Consider the following 15,526-nt stretch of genomic DNA (forward strand, 5'->3'; position numbering starts at 1 on the left):
TGGGTCGGACGGCGGGTTCGGGGCTCACCCGGTCAGGCGGGAGACGACCAGGTAGGCGCCGGCGAATCCGGCCGTCGCGGCGATCGCGATGCCGGCACTGATCAGTGTTGTTGTCCACCACCGGCGCTTGTGGCGGGACGCGAAGGGAGCAGTCGGCTGGAACGTCGCCGGTCCGGCTGCCGGGGCCGGTGACGGCACGGGTGGCGCGGACGGTGTCGACCCCCGCACCGCGGTCCTGTCCGCTGCATCGGACGTACGCCGTGGTGCGGCGCAGGCCGTGCAGAACGCGGCGTCCGGGGACAGCAGGGCGCCGCAGGTCTCGCAGCCGAAGCCGTCGGGGGCAGTGCTGGTCCCGACCTCCTGTGCTCGCGAGGTCCCCTCCTCTGCGCCGGACCCGGTCACGGGAGCACCACGTCGATGCTGCGCTCACCGTGGGAGAGGTCGATCGACGGTCCCATGTAGGCGTTGGCGCTCGACCGGGCGGCCACGGTGAGGGTGAACTCCCGGAGGTCAGCGGGCACGTCCAGCACTGCGGTGCCGCTGCTCGCGCCCTTGAGTGAGACGGGACCCCGTGCCGGGAGGGTCTCGTCGCCAGCGGACGCAGTCCAGGTCAGGATCTCGTCCGTCGTCATGTCCAGGAAGCCGTCCACCGTGACGTCCACCCCCGTCATGTCGACCAGGAGGAAGGCCTTCCCCTCCTCGGCCCACTGTCCGACGCCCTGGTTGAGTTCGGCGGGCAGGTAGTTGGTCCGGGTCACTGAGGCGACCGTGGCCTGGAGCGTGGCACTGCCCTCCCTCGTGCCGTCCTTGGTCGTCGCCGTGTCGAAGGTGAGGAACTGGGCCAGGTCCTGCCGCGCCGGGGCCACACGCCCGGCGTCCTCCACGACCCCGAAGTCGTCTGAGCCGAGGGAGGCGGTGAAGTCACGGCCGCCGACCGCGAGGACCAGTCGGGCGTCCTCGCTGGCCGAGACCAGGAAGGGCTGGATGCTCTGGGCGTCGTCGAAGACATTGATGCGCTTGCCGCCATCCTCGACCAGCACCTGGGCCTTCGGGGAGGTGTAGGCGTAGCCCGGCAGAGCCTGGTGCTCGAGGTTGACCACCACCAGGCGCTCCCCATCGGCTGCGCGGACTTCGTCCCCTGCGCCGTCCCAGTCGTGGACCGAGTCGAGCACGGTGAGCGAACTGATCGTCACGGTCATTCCCGGGAACTGGAATCGACCCTCTTCGCCTGGCGTGGTGCTGTTCCCCACGGCGCTGTCGGTGAAGGGAGCGATCTGCAGGTCCGGAGAGGCCTGGGGGAGGGCTGCGATGGCCGGGTCGAGTTCCGGCGCAGCGCTCCCGCTGTTGATTGCCTCGCCGCTGACTGCTTCGCCGGCCTCTTCCGAGCCGCAGGCGGAGAAGCCTGCGACAAGGGCAACAGCGGCGAGGGCGATGGTGGTGCGTCGCATCGGGTTCATGGTGGTTCCTTTCCTGGTGGGTGAGGATCTGGACTGATCCCAGCAATCCCGTGTGGTCCTGGCCATGGGGATCAATCCCCCCGGGAGGCAGAGGGGCGACCGGCGTCGAGCAGGGCCAGGTGCTCGGTCCGTACGACGCGCGCGGCGATCGCGTATTCGACCAGGCGGGCGCGGCGCTGCATGGCGTGCTGGGTCGGACCACCCCGCAGGCCCTTCACCCCGGCGCGGTCGAACTTGTCGCAGACGTTGTCGAGTTTGCGGTTGAACGTCGTCATCGACCACCCGAGGCGCGCTGCGGCCGCGGTGTTGCTGGGCAGTTCGCTGGGTCCGGATCCGAGTCGCCGCAACTGGTTCTCGGCCAGTGCGATGATCAGCAGCAGCTGGCTCTCGGTCAGCTGTACGACGCCCAGCGTCTCGGTGCCGGTCGGGGGTTTGCGGGTCTCGACCGGCGAGGGGCCCAAGGAGAACGGCGAGTCACCACAGTGGACCATCACCTCGTACGTCGTGGTCCCCGCGGTGAAGAGCAACGCCACCGTCGGCAGCACGATCGGCAGCCGCGACCCCGGTCCGATCACGGCGTGCAGGGTGCCGACCTCACCACTGACGGTGACGGCCAGCCGCGACCCGACGTTGATCACCCACCACAGGCCGTCGGCATGGACCAGTTCGACCATCCGCCGGTGCAGGAAGGCGTTGTCGTCGTCAACGCTGAGATCACCGTCCCGGCCGATGACGAACCGGTCCGGCGTCCCCACGCGATGGAGTTCCCCGCAATAGTCGATGACCAGGTCCTGGTCCATGTCACCCCCATGTGTTCCGGCATCCAGGCAGTGACTCAACCGCTGCCGAGTGGGCTGGTTACGGCGTCCGGCCAAGTCCGGACAAACGTGGACACGGTTTCTGGGGGCATGGAGATCAATCCCCATCGCCAACGGAGCCGGCCACTCCTACGTTGGCGGCACCAGGAGCGCAACAGCCACGCTCCGCTCCCCGAAGAGGACCCGCCATGATTCAGCAGCAGACCAGGACCTGCCACAACTGCACTGCAGGGATCGCCGCCCACGAACGCTTCTGCACGAGGTGTGGCACCCCCACCCCCGGCCTCGGCGGCTCCACGCCGAAGCGGACCGGGACCCTGCTCGCCTCGGGGGTCCTCTCCCTCATCACCGGCGCCGTCTACCTGCTCTTCGCGATCGCCACGATCGCGATGAAGGACTCGTTCCTGGGCGGCATGGTCGACGACGCCACCGGGATCCTGACCCTGATGCTGCTGATCTTCCTCGCCTTCGCAGCCGGGTTCATCGCGGTCGGAGCCGGTGCCTGCGCCGTGAAGCCCTGGGCCCAGATCGGGACCCTGGTCCTGGGCGGGCTGAGCCTGCTCTTCTTCTTCATCGTCCTGGTCTCCACGGGCGAGGGCTCCGTCTTCATCCCGGTCCTCTGGTTCGGGCTGATCGTTGGCCTGGCGGTCGGCGCGCGGACCAGGAGCGCCGTATGAGCCAGGAGGAAACTAAAAGTCAGTCTTGACTGTTTGTTCTGAATGCTGCAGGGTGGCGCCATGTCGTCGACCACCCGCGTGCCGCAGGAGGAGCGCACCCGCCTGATGCGGCAGCGCCTGCTGGAGGCAACGGTCGAGTGCCTGGTGGAGGTGGGGTTCAACCGCACCTCCACCACACTCGTCTCGCAACGCGCCGGAGTCAGTCGCGGTGCCCAGTTGCACCACTTCCCGACCAAGAACGACCTGGTCCTGGCCGCCATCGAGCACCTCACCCGGATCCGCGGCAGCGAACTCGAGGCCGCCACTGCCGCCCTGCCGACCGGGGAACGGCGTACCCGGGCCGTGCTCCGCGCGCTCGGCGAGCACTTCGCCAGCCCGGTCTTCACCGCCGCCCTCGAGCTCTGGGTCGCCGCGCGCACCGACTCAGGCCTGCTGGAGGCCGTCGGCCCACTCGAACAACGTCTCGGCCGCGAGACCCACCGGCTCACCGTCGAACTTCTCGGCGTCGACGAGTCCGTGCCCGGCAACCGCGAGCTGATCCAGGCCACCCTCGACCTGGTCCGCGGCCTCGGCCTGGCCAACACCATCTCCGACGACGCCCGGCGCCGTGGCCGGATCCTCGACCGCTGGGCAGACCAGCTCGACGCCGGGCTGGGCGGCCCCCGCCAGGCGTCAACGCGCGACTCGACGAAGGAGCAGGGATGACAGGCAACACTGTCCTCGACCAGGTGCTGGCCGACCTCGCCGCGCAAGGCGACGAACTCGACGGCCACGTCGCCGGCCTGAGCGACGACCAATGGCGTACGCCGACCCCCGCCGAGGGGTGGGACATCGCCACGCAGGTCGCCCACCTGGCCTGGACCGACCGCGCCTCGATCGCCGCCGTCGCCCACGTCCACGGCGACACCGAAGGATGGGACAACCTGGTCCTGGAGGCGATTGCCGACCCCGAGCACGTGGTCGACAAGGCCGCCCTGGCCGGCGCCGACCGCCCCGCCGCCGACCTGCTCGCCGACTGGCGCCAGGGCCGCGCCCAAGTCATCGAAGCGCTCCGCTCCGTGCCCCGGGGCCACAAGATCCCCTGGTACGGCCCACCCATGTCACCCACCTCCATGGCCACCGCCCGCTTCATGGAGACCTGGGCCCACTCCCTCGACGTGTACGACGCCCTCGGCGTCACCGTGGCGCCGACGGACCGGATCGTGCATGTCGCCCACATCGGGGTCCGCACCCGCAACTTCGCCTTCGTCACCAACGGACTGGAGCCGCCCACCGATGAGTTCCGGATCTCGCTGACCTCCCCGAGCGGCGAGCAGTGGGAGTTCGGCCCCGACGACGCCGTGCAGACCGTCAACGGATCGGCGTACGACTTCTGCCTGCTGGCCACCCAGCGTGTCCACCGCGCCGACACCGACCTGGTCGCCGTCGGCGCCGAGGCCGACCAGTGGCTCGACATCGCCCAGTGCTTCGCCGGCAACCCCGGCGCAGGAAGGGAAGCGAAATGACCACACCGGCACGGATCGGCAACTGCTCCGGCTTCTACGGCGACCGGCTCTCGGCGATGCGCGAGATGCTCGAAGGCGGCCAACTGGACTACCTGACCGGCGACTACCTGGCCGAGTTGACCATGCTCATCCTCGGCAAGGACACGATGCGCGACCCGTCGCTGGGCTATGCGCGCACCTTCGTCAGTCAGGTCGAGGACTGCCTCGGGCTCGCCCTCGAGCAGGGCGTCCGGATCGTCACCAACGCCGGCGGCCTCAACCCGGCCGGCCTGGCCGACCGGCTCCGCGAGGTGGCCCGTGGGCTCGGACTCGACCCGGCCATCGCTCACGTCGAGGGCGACGACCTGCGCGGCACCGACACCCTGGCCGCGCTGGGCCGCCCCAATGCGCTGACCGCCAACGCCTACCTCGGCGGGTTCGGAATCGCGCGGGCGCTGGTCGCCGGCGCCGACATCGTGGTGACCGGCCGGGTCACCGACGCCTCGGTCGTCGTCGGTCCCGCCGTCGCCCACCATGGCTGGGATGAGACGGCCTACGACGAACTGGCCGGCGCGGTCGTGGCCGGCCACGTGATCGAGTGCGGCACCCAGGCCACCGGCGGCAACTTCTCCGGCTTCCGCACCCTGCCGCACACGGGGATGCCGCTCGGCTTCCCGATCGCCGAGGTCGCCGCCGACGGCAGCAGCGTGATCACCAAGCACGACGGCACCGGCGGCGCGGTCACCTGCGACACGGTCACCGCCCAACTGGTCTACGAGATCCAGTCCACCCGCTATCTCAACCCCGACGTGACCACGCTGCTCGACACCATCGCACTCGAGCAGGCCGGCCCTGACCGGGTCCGGATCAGCGGGGTCCGCGGCGAGGCGCCGCCGAGCAGGCTGAAGGTCTGCGTCAACGAGCTCGGCGGGTTCCGCAACACCGTCGAGTTCGTCCTCACCGGCCTCGACATCGAGGCGAAGGCGGACTGGATCCGCACCCAGATGGAGGACGTGCTCGCCGCCAACCGGCCTGCCGAGGTGACCTGGTCGCAGACCTCGCAACCGCACCGCGACGCCGACACCCAGGAGGCTGCCTCCTGCCTGCTCCGGCTCACTGTCAAGGACCCGTCCGCGGACCCGGTCGGCAAGCCCTTCACCTCGGCTGCCGTGGAGGCCGCGCTGGCGTCGTACCCGGGGTTCACGATGACCGCGCCGCCGGCCAAGCCGACCCCGTTCGGGATCTACCGCGCCGAGTACGTCGACCGCTCGGCGATCACCCACACCGTGGTGCACCCCGACGGGAGCCGTGAGGTGGTCGCCGACCCGACCGCGTTCGTGGACCGCGACGTCGAGCCCGGCACCCGCCCCTCGCCATACCCGTGCCCCTCGGACAACCTGACCCGCCGGATGCCACTGGGCACCTTCGTCCACGCCCGCTCCGGCGACAAGGGGCCGAACGCCAACCTGGGCCTGTGGGTGGTCAACGACGGGTCCCCGAAGTACGCCGACCGGGTGACCTGGCTGAGCAAGCTGATCAACCCGCGCAAGGTCCGCGAACTCGTCCCCGAGGCCGCCGACCTGGACGTCGAGGTCTTCCTGCTGCCCAACCTCGGTGGCGTCAACGTGGTGATCCACGGACTGCTCGGCGACGGCGTCGCCGCCTCCACCCGGTTCGACCCCCAGGCCAAGGCACTCGGCGAGTGGGTCCGCTCCCGTCTGGTCTCGATCGAGGAAGGACTCCTGTGAGCACGCAGCACACCAGCCTGGCCCCCAACCACTGGATCACCCCCGAGCGTGAGGCGTTGCGAGCGGCCGGCGCCGAGTTCGCCCGCCGGGAGGTCATGCCCCACTTGCAGGAGTGGGAGGACGCCGGCGAGCTCCCCCGTGAGCTGCATCGTGCCGCTGCAAAGGCGGGCGTGCTCGCGGTCGGCTACCGGGAGGACGCCGGTGGTGAGGGGGGAGACCTGCTGGACGTCTGCGCGCTGCAGGAGGGGATCATGTCCGTGGGTGGGTCCGGGGGCCTGTTGGCTTCGCTGTTCACCCATGGCATCGCGTTGCCCCACATGATCGCCAACGGATCACCCGATCTGATCGACCGGTTCGTCCGGCCCACCCTGGCCGGGGAGAAGATCGGTTCGTTGGCGATCACCGAGCCCGGCGGGGGCTCCGACGTCGCCGGGATCACCACCCGCGCGGTGCGCGACGGGGACGACTACGTGATCAACGGGTCCAAGACCTTCATCACCTCGGGCGTTCGCGCCGACTTCGTCACCACCGCGGTCCGCACCCGCTCCGATGACTCGCCCGGTCACGCTTCCTTGTCCCTGCTCGTGGTGGAGAAGGACACGCCCGGCTTCACCGTCACCCGCAGCCTGCGCAAGATGGGCTGGCACTGCTCCGACACCGCCGAACTCTCGTACGTCGACGTCCGGGTCCCGGCGACGAACCTGGTCGGGGAGCAGGATCAGGGCTTCTACTACATCGCCGAGCAGTTCGTGGTGGAGCGGATCGCGCTCGCCCTGATGGGTTATGGCCATGCCGCGCGCGCCCTCGACCTCGCCGCGGCGTACTGCAAGGAGCGCACCACGTTCGGCAAGCCGCTGGTGGCCAACCAGGTGGTGCGCGCCAAGCTGGTCGAGATGCACCGGCAGGTGCAGGTGGCGCGCAACTACACCCTCGACGTGGCCGCACGACATGTCGCGGGTGAGTCGGTGATCGCCGAGGCCTGCCTGGCCAAGCAGACCGCGGTGGAGACCGCCGTCGCGGTCACCAACGACGCGGTGCAACTCTTCGGCGGCGCCGGATACATGCACGGCACCGAGGTGGAGCGCCACTACCGCGATGCCCGGCTGCTGCCGATCGGCGGCGGCGCGACCGAGGTGCTCACCGACCTGGCCGCGCGACTGCTCGGCTACTCGGCCTGAACCGCACCCGAAACGAACCTGGAGGAACCTGATGGGCATCATGAAGCCACTCGGTGGCGAAGTGGCGGTGCGGATGGACGCACCGCCCGAGGAGGTCTGGGCACTGGTCTCGGACGTGACCCGGATCGGTGAGTTCTCCCCGGAGACGTTCGAAGCGAAGTGGACCCACGGCGCCACCGGCCCCGCAGTCGGAGCCCGGTTCAAGGGACACGTCAAGCGCAACGGCGTCGGCCCGACGTACTGGACGCCGTGCACCGTCACCCGGTGCACCCCGCCCGGCGTGGGCAGCGAGGCGGTCTTCGAGTTCTCCGTCGGCCTCGATGCGAACCCGATCAACAACTGGGGCTACCGGATCGCGCCCGCGGGTGAGGGATCGGTCGTCACCGAATACTTCCGGCTCACCCCGGCCTGGTACGTGCGCGGCTACTGGCTCCTGCTGGGGCGGCTGCGCGCCAAGACCAACGAGCGCGGCATGCGCACCACCCTGGAGCGGATGAAGGGAGCACTGGACAAGTGACCACCACGGAGACCGACGTCGCGCACGAACGACGTACGACGATGCTGGCGAAGATCGACGACCTGCACGCCGAGCAGACCAAGGCCGTCGAGGCCGGCGGGAAATACATCGCCCGGCACCGCGAGCGCGGCAAGCTGACCGCGCGCGAGCGGATCGACCTGCTCGTCGACGAGGGCTCGGCCTTCCTGGAACTGATGCCGCTGGCCGGTTGGGGCAGCGACTTCCCGGTCGGCGCCTCCCTGGTCACCGGAATCGGCGTCGTCGAGGGCGTCGAGTGCCTGATCGTCGCCAACGACCCCACCGTCAAGGGCGGAGCACTCAACCCGTGGTCGCTGCGCAAGTCGTTCCGCGCCGCCGAGATCGCGGGACAGAACGGCCTGCCGACGATCAACCTGACCGAGTCCGGCGGCGCCGACCTGCCCACCCAGAAGGAGATCTTCGTCCCCGGCGGGCGGGGCTTCCGCGACCTGACCCGGGCCTCGGCCGCCAAGCTCCCCACCATCTCCGTGGTCTTCGGCAACTCCACCGCCGGCGGCGCGTATGTGCCCGGGATGAGCGACTACGTGATCATGGTGAAGGAGCGGGCCAAGGTCTTCCTGGCCGGCCCGCCTCTGGTCAAGATGGCGACCGGCGAGGAGTCCGACGACGAGTCGCTCGGTGGCGCCGAGATGCATTCGCGCACCTCCGGCCTCTCCGACTTCCTGGCCGTCGACGAGCACGACGCGATCCGGATCGCACGGCGTACCGTGGCCCGGCTCAACTGGCGCAAGCGCGGCCCCGGACCCCTCACCGCTGGATCAACTCCTGCGTACGCCGAGCCCGACCTCGACCCGGACGACCTGATCGACCTGATCCCCACCGACCTCAAGGAGCCGTTCGACCCGCGCGAGGCGATCCTGCGCATCGTCGACGGCACCTCGGAGGCGAACGAGGTCGCCTTCGACGAGTTCAAGCCGCTCTATGGCTCGGCGCTCTGCGTCGGCTGGGCGCAACTGCACGGCCACCCGATCGGGATCCTGGCCAACGCCCGCGGCGTGTTGATGAGCGAGGAGGCGCAGAAGGCGGCGCAGTTCATCCAGCTCGCCAACCAGAAGGACACCCCGCTGCTCTTCCTGCACAACACCACCGGCTACATGGTGGGGGCGGAATACGAGCAGAACGGGATCATCAAGCACGGCGCCCAGATGATCAACGCCGTCTCCAACTCGAGCGTGCCACACCTGACCGTGATCATGGGCGCCTCCTATGGTGCGGGCAACTACGGGATGAACGGGCGCGCCTATGACCCGCGCTTCCTCTTCACCTGGCCCTCGGCCAAGTCGTCGGTGATGGGCCCGGCCCAGCTCGCCGGCGTCCTCGAGATCGTGGCGCGCGAATCCGCGGAGAAGAAGGGCCAGCCCTTCGACGCCGAGGGATTCAAGGCGATCAAGGAGATGGTGGAGACCCAGATCGAGGAGCAGTCCCTGCCGTATGTGATGTCCGGGATGGTCTACGACGACGGCGTGATCGATCCGCGCGACACCCGCACCGTCCTGGGCATCTGCCTCTCCGTGATCGACAACCAGCCCATCGAGGGCGCGATGAACTTCGGGGTGTTCCGACTGTGAAACAGCCAACCGTGATCAACCGCCTGCTCGTCGCCAACCGCGGCGAGATCGTACGCCGGGTCTTCCGGACCTGCCGCGACCTCGGCATCGAGACCGTCGCCATCCACTCCGACGCCGATGCGCACCTGCCGTTCGTCGCCGAGGCCGACCACGCGGTCCGCCTGCCCGGTAACACCCCGGCCGAGACCTACCTGCGGACCGACCTGGTCCTCGCGGCCGCCCGGAGCACCGGGGCAGACGCGATCCATCCCGGGTATGGGTTCCTGAGCGAGAATGCCGACTTCGCCCGTGCCGTGATCGAGGCAGGGATCGCCTGGCTCGGCCCGTCGCCGGAGTCGATCGAGCAGATGGGCTCCAAGATCGAATCGAAGAAGTTGATGGAGGCCGCCGGGGTGCCGGTGCTCGGCAACCTCGCCGTCGACTCGGCCACCGAGGACGACCTGCCGCTGCTGGTCAAGGCGTCCGCCGGGGGAGGCGGCCGCGGGATGCGCGTCGTACGGGACCTGGCGGACCTGGCCGGTGAGGTCGAGAGAGCGAGCGCCGAGGCCGCATCCGCGTTCGGCGACGGCACCGTCTTCGTCGAGCCGTACGTCGAGCGGGGCCGTCATGTCGAGGTGCAGGTCGTCGGCGACGGCGCAGGCGAGGTGGCCGTCTTCGGCACCCGCGACTGCTCCCTGCAGCGGCGCCACCAGAAGGTTGTCGAAGAGGCGCCCGCACCCGCCATCCCCGACGCCGTACGCGAGCGGATCCACGAGGCCGCCCACGCGGCCGCGGCCAGCGTCGACTACCAGGGCGCCGGCACCGTGGAGTTCCTCTACGACGCCGCCCGCGAGTCGTTCTGGTTCCTGGAAATGAACACCCGACTCCAGGTCGAGCACCCGGTCACCGAAGCCGTCTTCGGTGTCGACCTGGTGGCCCTGCAGATCGCCGTCGCCGAGGGACGCTCAGGTGCGGACCTGGCCGCTCCGGCGCCCGCCCCGAACGGGCACGCGATCGAGGCCCGCCTCTATGCCGAGGACCCGACGGCCGACTACGCCCCACAGACCGGACGCCTGCTGGAACTGGCGGTCGAGCACGACGCCGCATTCCACTCGCCCGGCTTCGGGGTCCGGCTGGACACCGGTTTCGAGACCGGCGACGAGGTCGGCACCTTCTATGACGCGATGCTGGCCAAGGTGATCGTCCACGCGCCCAGCCGCCAGCAGGCCGCGCGCCTGCTGGCCCGGGTGCTGGAGAAGGCGCGGATCCATGGACTGGTCACCAACCGTGACCAGTTGGTCGCCTCGCTGCGACACCCTGCCTTCGCCGACGCCACCGGGCTGACCACCGCGTTCTATGACGACCACCCCGAGACCCTCGACGCGCCCGGGGGCGACGACCTGATCCCCTTCGTCGGGGCGGTGGCACTGGCGCAGCACCGCCAGGCCCGGGCCCGGGTGCAGTCCCGGATCCCGGCCGGCTTCCGCAACGTCGTGGCGGCGCCCTCGGTGACCCGGTTCGCCCGCGGTGGCGACGAGATCGAGGTCCGCTGGTTCGGCCCGTCCACCCGCGGTCCCGGCTTCACCCTGGCCGAGCCGGACCCGGAACGCCCGGTCACCGTGGTCACGGCGTCACCGGAGGAGGTCGTGCTCGATGTGGCCGGTGTGGCCCGCCGCTACCGCACCCGCGTGCAGGGCTCGACCGGACCGGACGCCCTGCTGGTCGACGGACCGTCCGGTGGTGCCACGCTGCGCGTCGTACCCAGGTTCGTGGACCCGGCCGACCAGGTGGCCGAGGGATCGCTGCTGGCGCCGATGCCCGGCAGCGTCGTCGTCGTCCACGGCGCGGTCGGTGACGAGGTGGCCGCCGGCCAGCCGATCGTGGTGATGGAGGCGATGAAGATGCAGCACACCATCACCGCGCCGTACGCCGGCACCCTCACTGACCTCCCGGCCCAGGCCGGCCAGCAGGTGGAGGCGGGCGCCGTGCTCGCCGTCGTGGAACCTGCCGACAGTCCCGAGAACCCCGCAGAAGGAGCAGACGCATGACCGACGCAGCCCAGACCATGTTCTCCGAGCCCCCCGAGCGCGTCGCCCTGCGCGAGGCGGTCGCGAAGCTGGCCGGCAAGTATGGCCACGAGTACGTCGCCAAGCAGGCCCGCGAGGGCGGCAAGATGACCGAGATGTGGCTGGAGATGGGCCGCAACGGGTTCCTCGGCGTCAACATCGGCGAGGAGTACGGCGGCGGTGGCGGCGGGATGGCCGACCTGGCCGCGGTCCTGGAGGAGTGCGCCACCGCCGGTGCGCCGCTGTTGATGATGGTGGTCTCGCCGGCGATCTGCGGCTCGATCATCGCCCGGTGCGGCACCGAGGAGCAGAAGCAGCGCTGGCTGCCGGGCATCGCCGACGGCACCCACCTGATGGCGTTCGGAATCACCGAGGCTGACGCCGGGTCCAACTCGCACCAGATCACCACCACCGCCACCCGTGACGGCGAGGAGTGGGTGCTCAACGGGCAGAAGACCTTCATCTCCGGGGTCGACGAGGCACAGTCGGTGCTGATCGTCTCCCGCACCGAGGACGCGAAGACCGGGAAGCTCAAGCCGGCGCTCTTCGTGGTGCCCACCGACGCCGCGGGCTTCGAGAAGCAGCCGATCCCGATGTCGTGGCAGGCGCCGGAGAAGCAGTTCACCCTCTTTCTGGACAACGTCCGCCTGCCCGCCGACGCGCTGGTCGGCGACGAGGACGGCGGCCTGTGGCAACTCTTCGCCGGGCTCAACCCGGAGCGGATCATGGGTGGCGCCTTCTCCTGCGGGATGGCCCGCTATGCGCTCGACAAGGCGGTCGCCTATGCCAAGGAGCGTTCGGTGTGGAAGGACCAGGCGATTGGCGCCCACCAGGGCATCGCGCACCCGCTGGCCAAGGCCAAGATCGAACTGGAGCAGGCCCGGCTGCTGTGGCAGAAGGCGGCGGCGCTCTATGACGCCGGCGACGACATGGCCGCAGGTGAATACGCCAACATGGCCAAGTACGCTGGCGGAGAGGTGGCCTGCAACGCCACCGATGTCGCGGTGCACACCCACGGCGGCAACGGCCTGACCCAGGAATTCGGGCTGGGCAACATGCTGGTCGCGGCCCGCCTGGGCCGGATCGCGCCGGTCTCCCGGGAGATGATCCTCAACTTCGTCGCCATGCACTCGCTGGGGCTGCCCAAGTCGTACTGAGACGAGTGGCGCCAGCCTCAGAAGGCAATACCGGCACAGCTCCGCTCGCGGAGCCCGTTGACGGCCAGGTCACCGGGCTGGCCGCTGCTCGGCAGCCAGGCGGTGCGCATGGTCTCCGCATCGCCGCCCCGGAGTGCGTCCAGGCGGGTCCGGTGGACGTCGACACGGGACTGCGCCGCGGTGACCGTGGCTTGCCACTGGTCCGGATCGAGTGCCGCGCTGGTCTCCACCCCGGCCAGGTCGGTGGCGGTCTGCTCCCACTCGGCGATCAGGCGTTCCAGGGCTTCCTCGGTGCCGTCCGGGACCGTGCCGTCCCAGTCGTCCTCGCGCACCGCGACGAACACGTCCAGTGATGCGGAAGTGTCGGCCTGATAGCCGTTGGCGAGGCGCCGGAGCAGCACAGCGGTGCAGGCCTCGGTGGCAGCACGCACGAAGGGCGCATTCTCCTCGGGCACTTGCCAGAGGGCGCTCGAATAGGGCGCGACGCAGTCGGTGCCGTGCAACTGGAGTGCCACCAGGGCGTCGACGAACTCGTCCGCGGTGACGCTCTCCTCGACCGAGTCACGGGTGGGGTAGTTCCCCGCAGCGTCGTCCCAGTCGCTCTCGAGGAGTTGCTTCCGCTGCTCCATCAGGGTGAGGTCCGCATCGCCGGAGGAGACGACGACCGCCCACGCTTCCTGTTCGGCAGCGCTGCCATCGGCCAGGTTCGCCAGGCCGGCCTTGACCGCCTCGTGGTGCTCGATCAGGATGGTCAACTCGGTGACCCACTTCTGGACCTGCTCGGGCTCGGGCCGCTGGTCCTGCACGATCGCCTGCAGTGCCTCGATCCCCGGATAGAGCCCGGGAGTCAGATAATTGGCGTTGATCGTCTCGGTGCACAGGCTCGCGGCGCGCTCGGTGAACGTGGGCTCCGCGTCGGTGCCGCCGGTCTCGCCAGCACCGGTCGGTGCCGGGCCGTCGTCATTCTTCGTCAGGCAACCGCCGGTCAGGACGAGGGTGCTGGCCAGGGCTGTGGCCACCAGAGCGCGCTTCATGCGGGCAAACTACCCAGATCGCCGTCGCCGTACACCCGAAACGCTCACCCCCGAAACGACTCAGCCGCCGAGAGCCACGATCCCCTCGCCGCCCTCCCACCGCGCCAGCAGCGCCGTCGTCGCGCCGGGCACCCGGATCGCGCCGGCCAAGGGCGCGGCGTCCGTGGCAGCGATGGGTTCCAGGGCCACGGTGGGCTCGAGGACCTCCACCCGGGCGTCGCCCTCCCAGATCTCCAGGGGAGCCTGCTCCTGCTCCCCGGTCAGGGCCCGTGCGAAGGCGGCCAGCGCGACCGGGTCGCCTTGGGCGTCATGGATCCAGCGCTTGCCGAGCACCGAGTGCTCCATGGTGGTGATCAGGTGGTCGTCAGCGCCCGCCAGGGGAGCCGATCGATAGCTCAGCGCTGCCTGGCGCACCTCGCCGCCCGCCTCGACCAGCAGCGCCTCGATGCCGACCTCTCCGTCGGGGTCGTCGAAGCGATAGCTGCCCACCTGGCGTGCGTCGGCGAGACCGAGCCACTGCTCGACCAGTTCCAGTTTGGTCGGGGAGATCGTCGCCCGATAGATGATCGCCATGGGCTGACTCTAGAACACGGGCATGATGGGCACCATGCGCATCCTCGGTGAATCCCTCGCCCGACTCCGAGCCACCCGTACGTCGGTGAAGTGGCGCTTCTTCGAGCCCGAGGTGCTGCCGGTCTGGGTGGCCGAGATGGACGCGCGGCCGTGCCCCGAAGTGGTCGAGGTGGTCACCACGGCACTGCACACCGGGGACACGGGCTATGCGTGGGCAGCACCGTACGCCGCGGCATTCGCAGGATTCTCCCGGCGGCGCTGGGGCTGGGCCCCCGATCCGGCGACGATGATGCTGCTGCCCGACGTGATGATCGGGATCGAGGAGATCCTGCACGTGCTCCCCGGCGATGCCGTCGTGGTCAGTCCGCCCTGCTATGACAGCTTCCACGGTTTCGTGGCGTCGGTGCGCAAGCGCGCGGTGCTGGCCCCCTTGGGACTCGACCACCGCCTCGACGCCGAAGCACTGGAGCGCGCCTTCATCGAGGCCGGCCCCGGGGCGGCGTACCTGTTGTGCAATCCGCACAACCCCACCGGCACCGTGAACACCCCCGACGAGCTCGCCATGCTCGCCGCGTTGGCCGATCGGCACGGGATCCAGGTGATCTCGGACGAGATCCATGCGCCGCTGACCGCGCCGGGGGCCACGTTCACGCCCTATCTGCAGGTGCCCGGGGCGGAGCGTGGCATCGCCGTTGTCTCGGCATCCAAGTCGTGGAACCTGGCCGGCCTCAAGGCCGCACTGGCCGTGCCCGGCCCGGAGGCCAGCGTGCTGGACGAGCTGCACGAGGTTGTCACCCACGGCGCGAACCATGTCGCGGTGCTCGCCCAGACCGCAGCCTATGCGCACGGTGACGTCTGGCTGGACCGGGTGAACGCCGAGATCGCGGAGAACCGGGCACTCCTGGTCGACCTGCTCGTGCGGGAACTGCCGCAGGTCGCGGTGGCGCCGGCGGAGGCGACGTACCTGGCGTGGCTGGACTGCCGGGCGCTCGGCCTTCCGGGCGTCGGCCGGGATGACCCCGCCGCCCACTTCCTCGAGCACGGTCGGGTCGCCCTGGCCAGCGGACTCCGTTACGACCCGGTCGGTGGTGCGGGGTGGGCCCGGTTCAACCTGGGCACCTCGCCGGAGGTGATCACCGAGGCGGTACGCCGGATGGTCACGGCGGTGCGCTGAGGTCGCCGGCGGGCAGTGAGACCCAGGTGCGGACGAACATCGAGTCGTGCCGGACCC

Annotated in this window: 15 protein-coding genes; 10 read left to right on the top strand and 5 right to left on the bottom strand. The window is 70.0% G+C overall.

Translation table 11 applies throughout. The annotated features are described in order from the left end of the window. Nucleotides 1-24: 24 nt before the first annotated feature. The 3 genes from Q9R27_RS00520 to Q9R27_RS00530 form a co-directional block, all read right to left on the bottom strand. Nucleotides 25-402, bottom strand: a complete 378-nt coding sequence (locus tag Q9R27_RS00520) for a hypothetical protein (RefSeq protein ID WP_311250368.1) — start codon at nucleotides 400-402, stop codon at nucleotides 25-27. Beyond that, the gene (locus Q9R27_RS00525) at nucleotides 399-1,457 is read right to left on the bottom strand and encodes a hypothetical protein (RefSeq protein WP_311250369.1); all 1,059 of its coding nucleotides are present in this window, start codon (nucleotides 1,455-1,457) and stop codon (nucleotides 399-401) included. The genes Q9R27_RS00520 and Q9R27_RS00525 overlap by 4 nt, the downstream gene beginning before the upstream one ends. Before the next feature lie 71 nt (nucleotides 1,458-1,528). Then, on the bottom strand, nucleotides 1,529-2,257 hold the full coding sequence (locus Q9R27_RS00530) for a hypothetical protein (RefSeq protein ID WP_311250370.1): 729 nt from the start codon (nucleotides 2,255-2,257) through the stop codon (nucleotides 1,529-1,531). A gap of 206 nt (nucleotides 2,258-2,463) precedes the next feature. Here Q9R27_RS00530 and Q9R27_RS00535 point away from each other — a divergent pair, with 206 nt between their 5' ends. From Q9R27_RS00535 to Q9R27_RS00575, 9 genes are read left to right on the top strand one after another with little or no spacing between them, the layout of a single operon-like run. Next, nucleotides 2,464-2,952 carry a hypothetical protein gene (locus Q9R27_RS00535; protein WP_311250371.1) on the top strand — a complete coding sequence of 163 codons (489 nt, stop codon included), beginning with the start codon at nucleotides 2,464-2,466 and terminating at the stop codon, nucleotides 2,950-2,952. A gap of 60 nt (nucleotides 2,953-3,012) precedes the next feature. Continuing rightward, complete coding sequence (locus Q9R27_RS00540) at nucleotides 3,013-3,657, top strand: TetR family transcriptional regulator (protein WP_311250372.1); 645 nt, start codon at nucleotides 3,013-3,015, stop codon at nucleotides 3,655-3,657. Continuing rightward, nucleotides 3,654-4,457 (top strand): TIGR03084 family metal-binding protein, encoded by an 804-nt coding sequence (locus Q9R27_RS00545; RefSeq protein WP_311250373.1) that lies wholly within the window; start codon nucleotides 3,654-3,656, stop codon nucleotides 4,455-4,457. Before Q9R27_RS00540 ends, Q9R27_RS00545 begins: the two co-directional genes overlap by 4 nt. After that, complete coding sequence (locus tag Q9R27_RS00550) at nucleotides 4,454-6,184, top strand: acyclic terpene utilization AtuA family protein (protein ID WP_311250374.1); 1,731 nt, start codon at nucleotides 4,454-4,456, stop codon at nucleotides 6,182-6,184. Before Q9R27_RS00545 ends, Q9R27_RS00550 begins: the two co-directional genes overlap by 4 nt. Further along, nucleotides 6,181-7,362, top strand: a complete 1,182-nt coding sequence (locus Q9R27_RS00555; protein WP_311250375.1) for an acyl-CoA dehydrogenase family protein — start codon at nucleotides 6,181-6,183, stop codon at nucleotides 7,360-7,362. The genes Q9R27_RS00550 and Q9R27_RS00555 overlap by 4 nt, the downstream gene beginning before the upstream one ends. A gap of 31 nt (nucleotides 7,363-7,393) precedes the next feature. After that, on the top strand, nucleotides 7,394-7,879 hold the full coding sequence (locus tag Q9R27_RS00560; RefSeq protein WP_311250376.1) for an SRPBCC family protein: 486 nt from the start codon (nucleotides 7,394-7,396) through the stop codon (nucleotides 7,877-7,879). A gap of 41 nt (nucleotides 7,880-7,920) precedes the next feature. Next, a complete protein-coding gene (locus tag Q9R27_RS00565) occupies nucleotides 7,921-9,486 on the top strand; it encodes an acyl-CoA carboxylase subunit beta (RefSeq protein WP_311250840.1) in 1,566 nt (521 codons plus the stop codon). Next, nucleotides 9,483-11,513 (top strand): biotin carboxylase N-terminal domain-containing protein, encoded by a 2,031-nt coding sequence (locus tag Q9R27_RS00570; protein WP_311250377.1) that lies wholly within the window; start codon nucleotides 9,483-9,485, stop codon nucleotides 11,511-11,513. Before Q9R27_RS00565 ends, Q9R27_RS00570 begins: the two co-directional genes overlap by 4 nt. Then, on the top strand, nucleotides 11,510-12,688 hold the full coding sequence (locus Q9R27_RS00575) for an acyl-CoA dehydrogenase family protein (RefSeq protein ID WP_311250378.1): 1,179 nt from the start codon (nucleotides 11,510-11,512) through the stop codon (nucleotides 12,686-12,688). The genes Q9R27_RS00570 and Q9R27_RS00575 overlap by 4 nt, the downstream gene beginning before the upstream one ends. Before the next feature lie 17 nt (nucleotides 12,689-12,705). Here the strand turns inward: Q9R27_RS00575 and Q9R27_RS00580 are convergent, their stop codons facing one another. Both Q9R27_RS00580 and Q9R27_RS00585 read right to left on the bottom strand, forming a co-directional pair. Further along, nucleotides 12,706-13,722 (bottom strand): hypothetical protein, encoded by a 1,017-nt coding sequence (locus Q9R27_RS00580; RefSeq protein WP_311250379.1) that lies wholly within the window; start codon nucleotides 13,720-13,722, stop codon nucleotides 12,706-12,708. Between the two features lie 60 nt (nucleotides 13,723-13,782). Further along, nucleotides 13,783-14,295, bottom strand: a complete 513-nt coding sequence (locus Q9R27_RS00585; RefSeq protein ID WP_311250380.1) for a maltokinase N-terminal cap-like domain-containing protein — start codon at nucleotides 14,293-14,295, stop codon at nucleotides 13,783-13,785. Between the two features lie 34 nt (nucleotides 14,296-14,329). Here Q9R27_RS00585 and Q9R27_RS00590 point away from each other — a divergent pair, with 34 nt between their 5' ends. Beyond that, nucleotides 14,330-15,469 carry an aminotransferase class I/II-fold pyridoxal phosphate-dependent enzyme gene (locus Q9R27_RS00590; protein WP_311250381.1) on the top strand — a complete coding sequence of 380 codons (1,140 nt, stop codon included), beginning with the start codon at nucleotides 14,330-14,332 and terminating at the stop codon, nucleotides 15,467-15,469. Nucleotides 15,470-15,526: the final 57 nt, after the last annotated feature.

The organism is Nocardioides sp. AE5, from assembly GCF_031844485.1.
In the GTDB taxonomy this organism is placed as follows: Bacteria; Actinomycetota; Actinomycetes; order Propionibacteriales; family Nocardioidaceae; genus Nocardioides.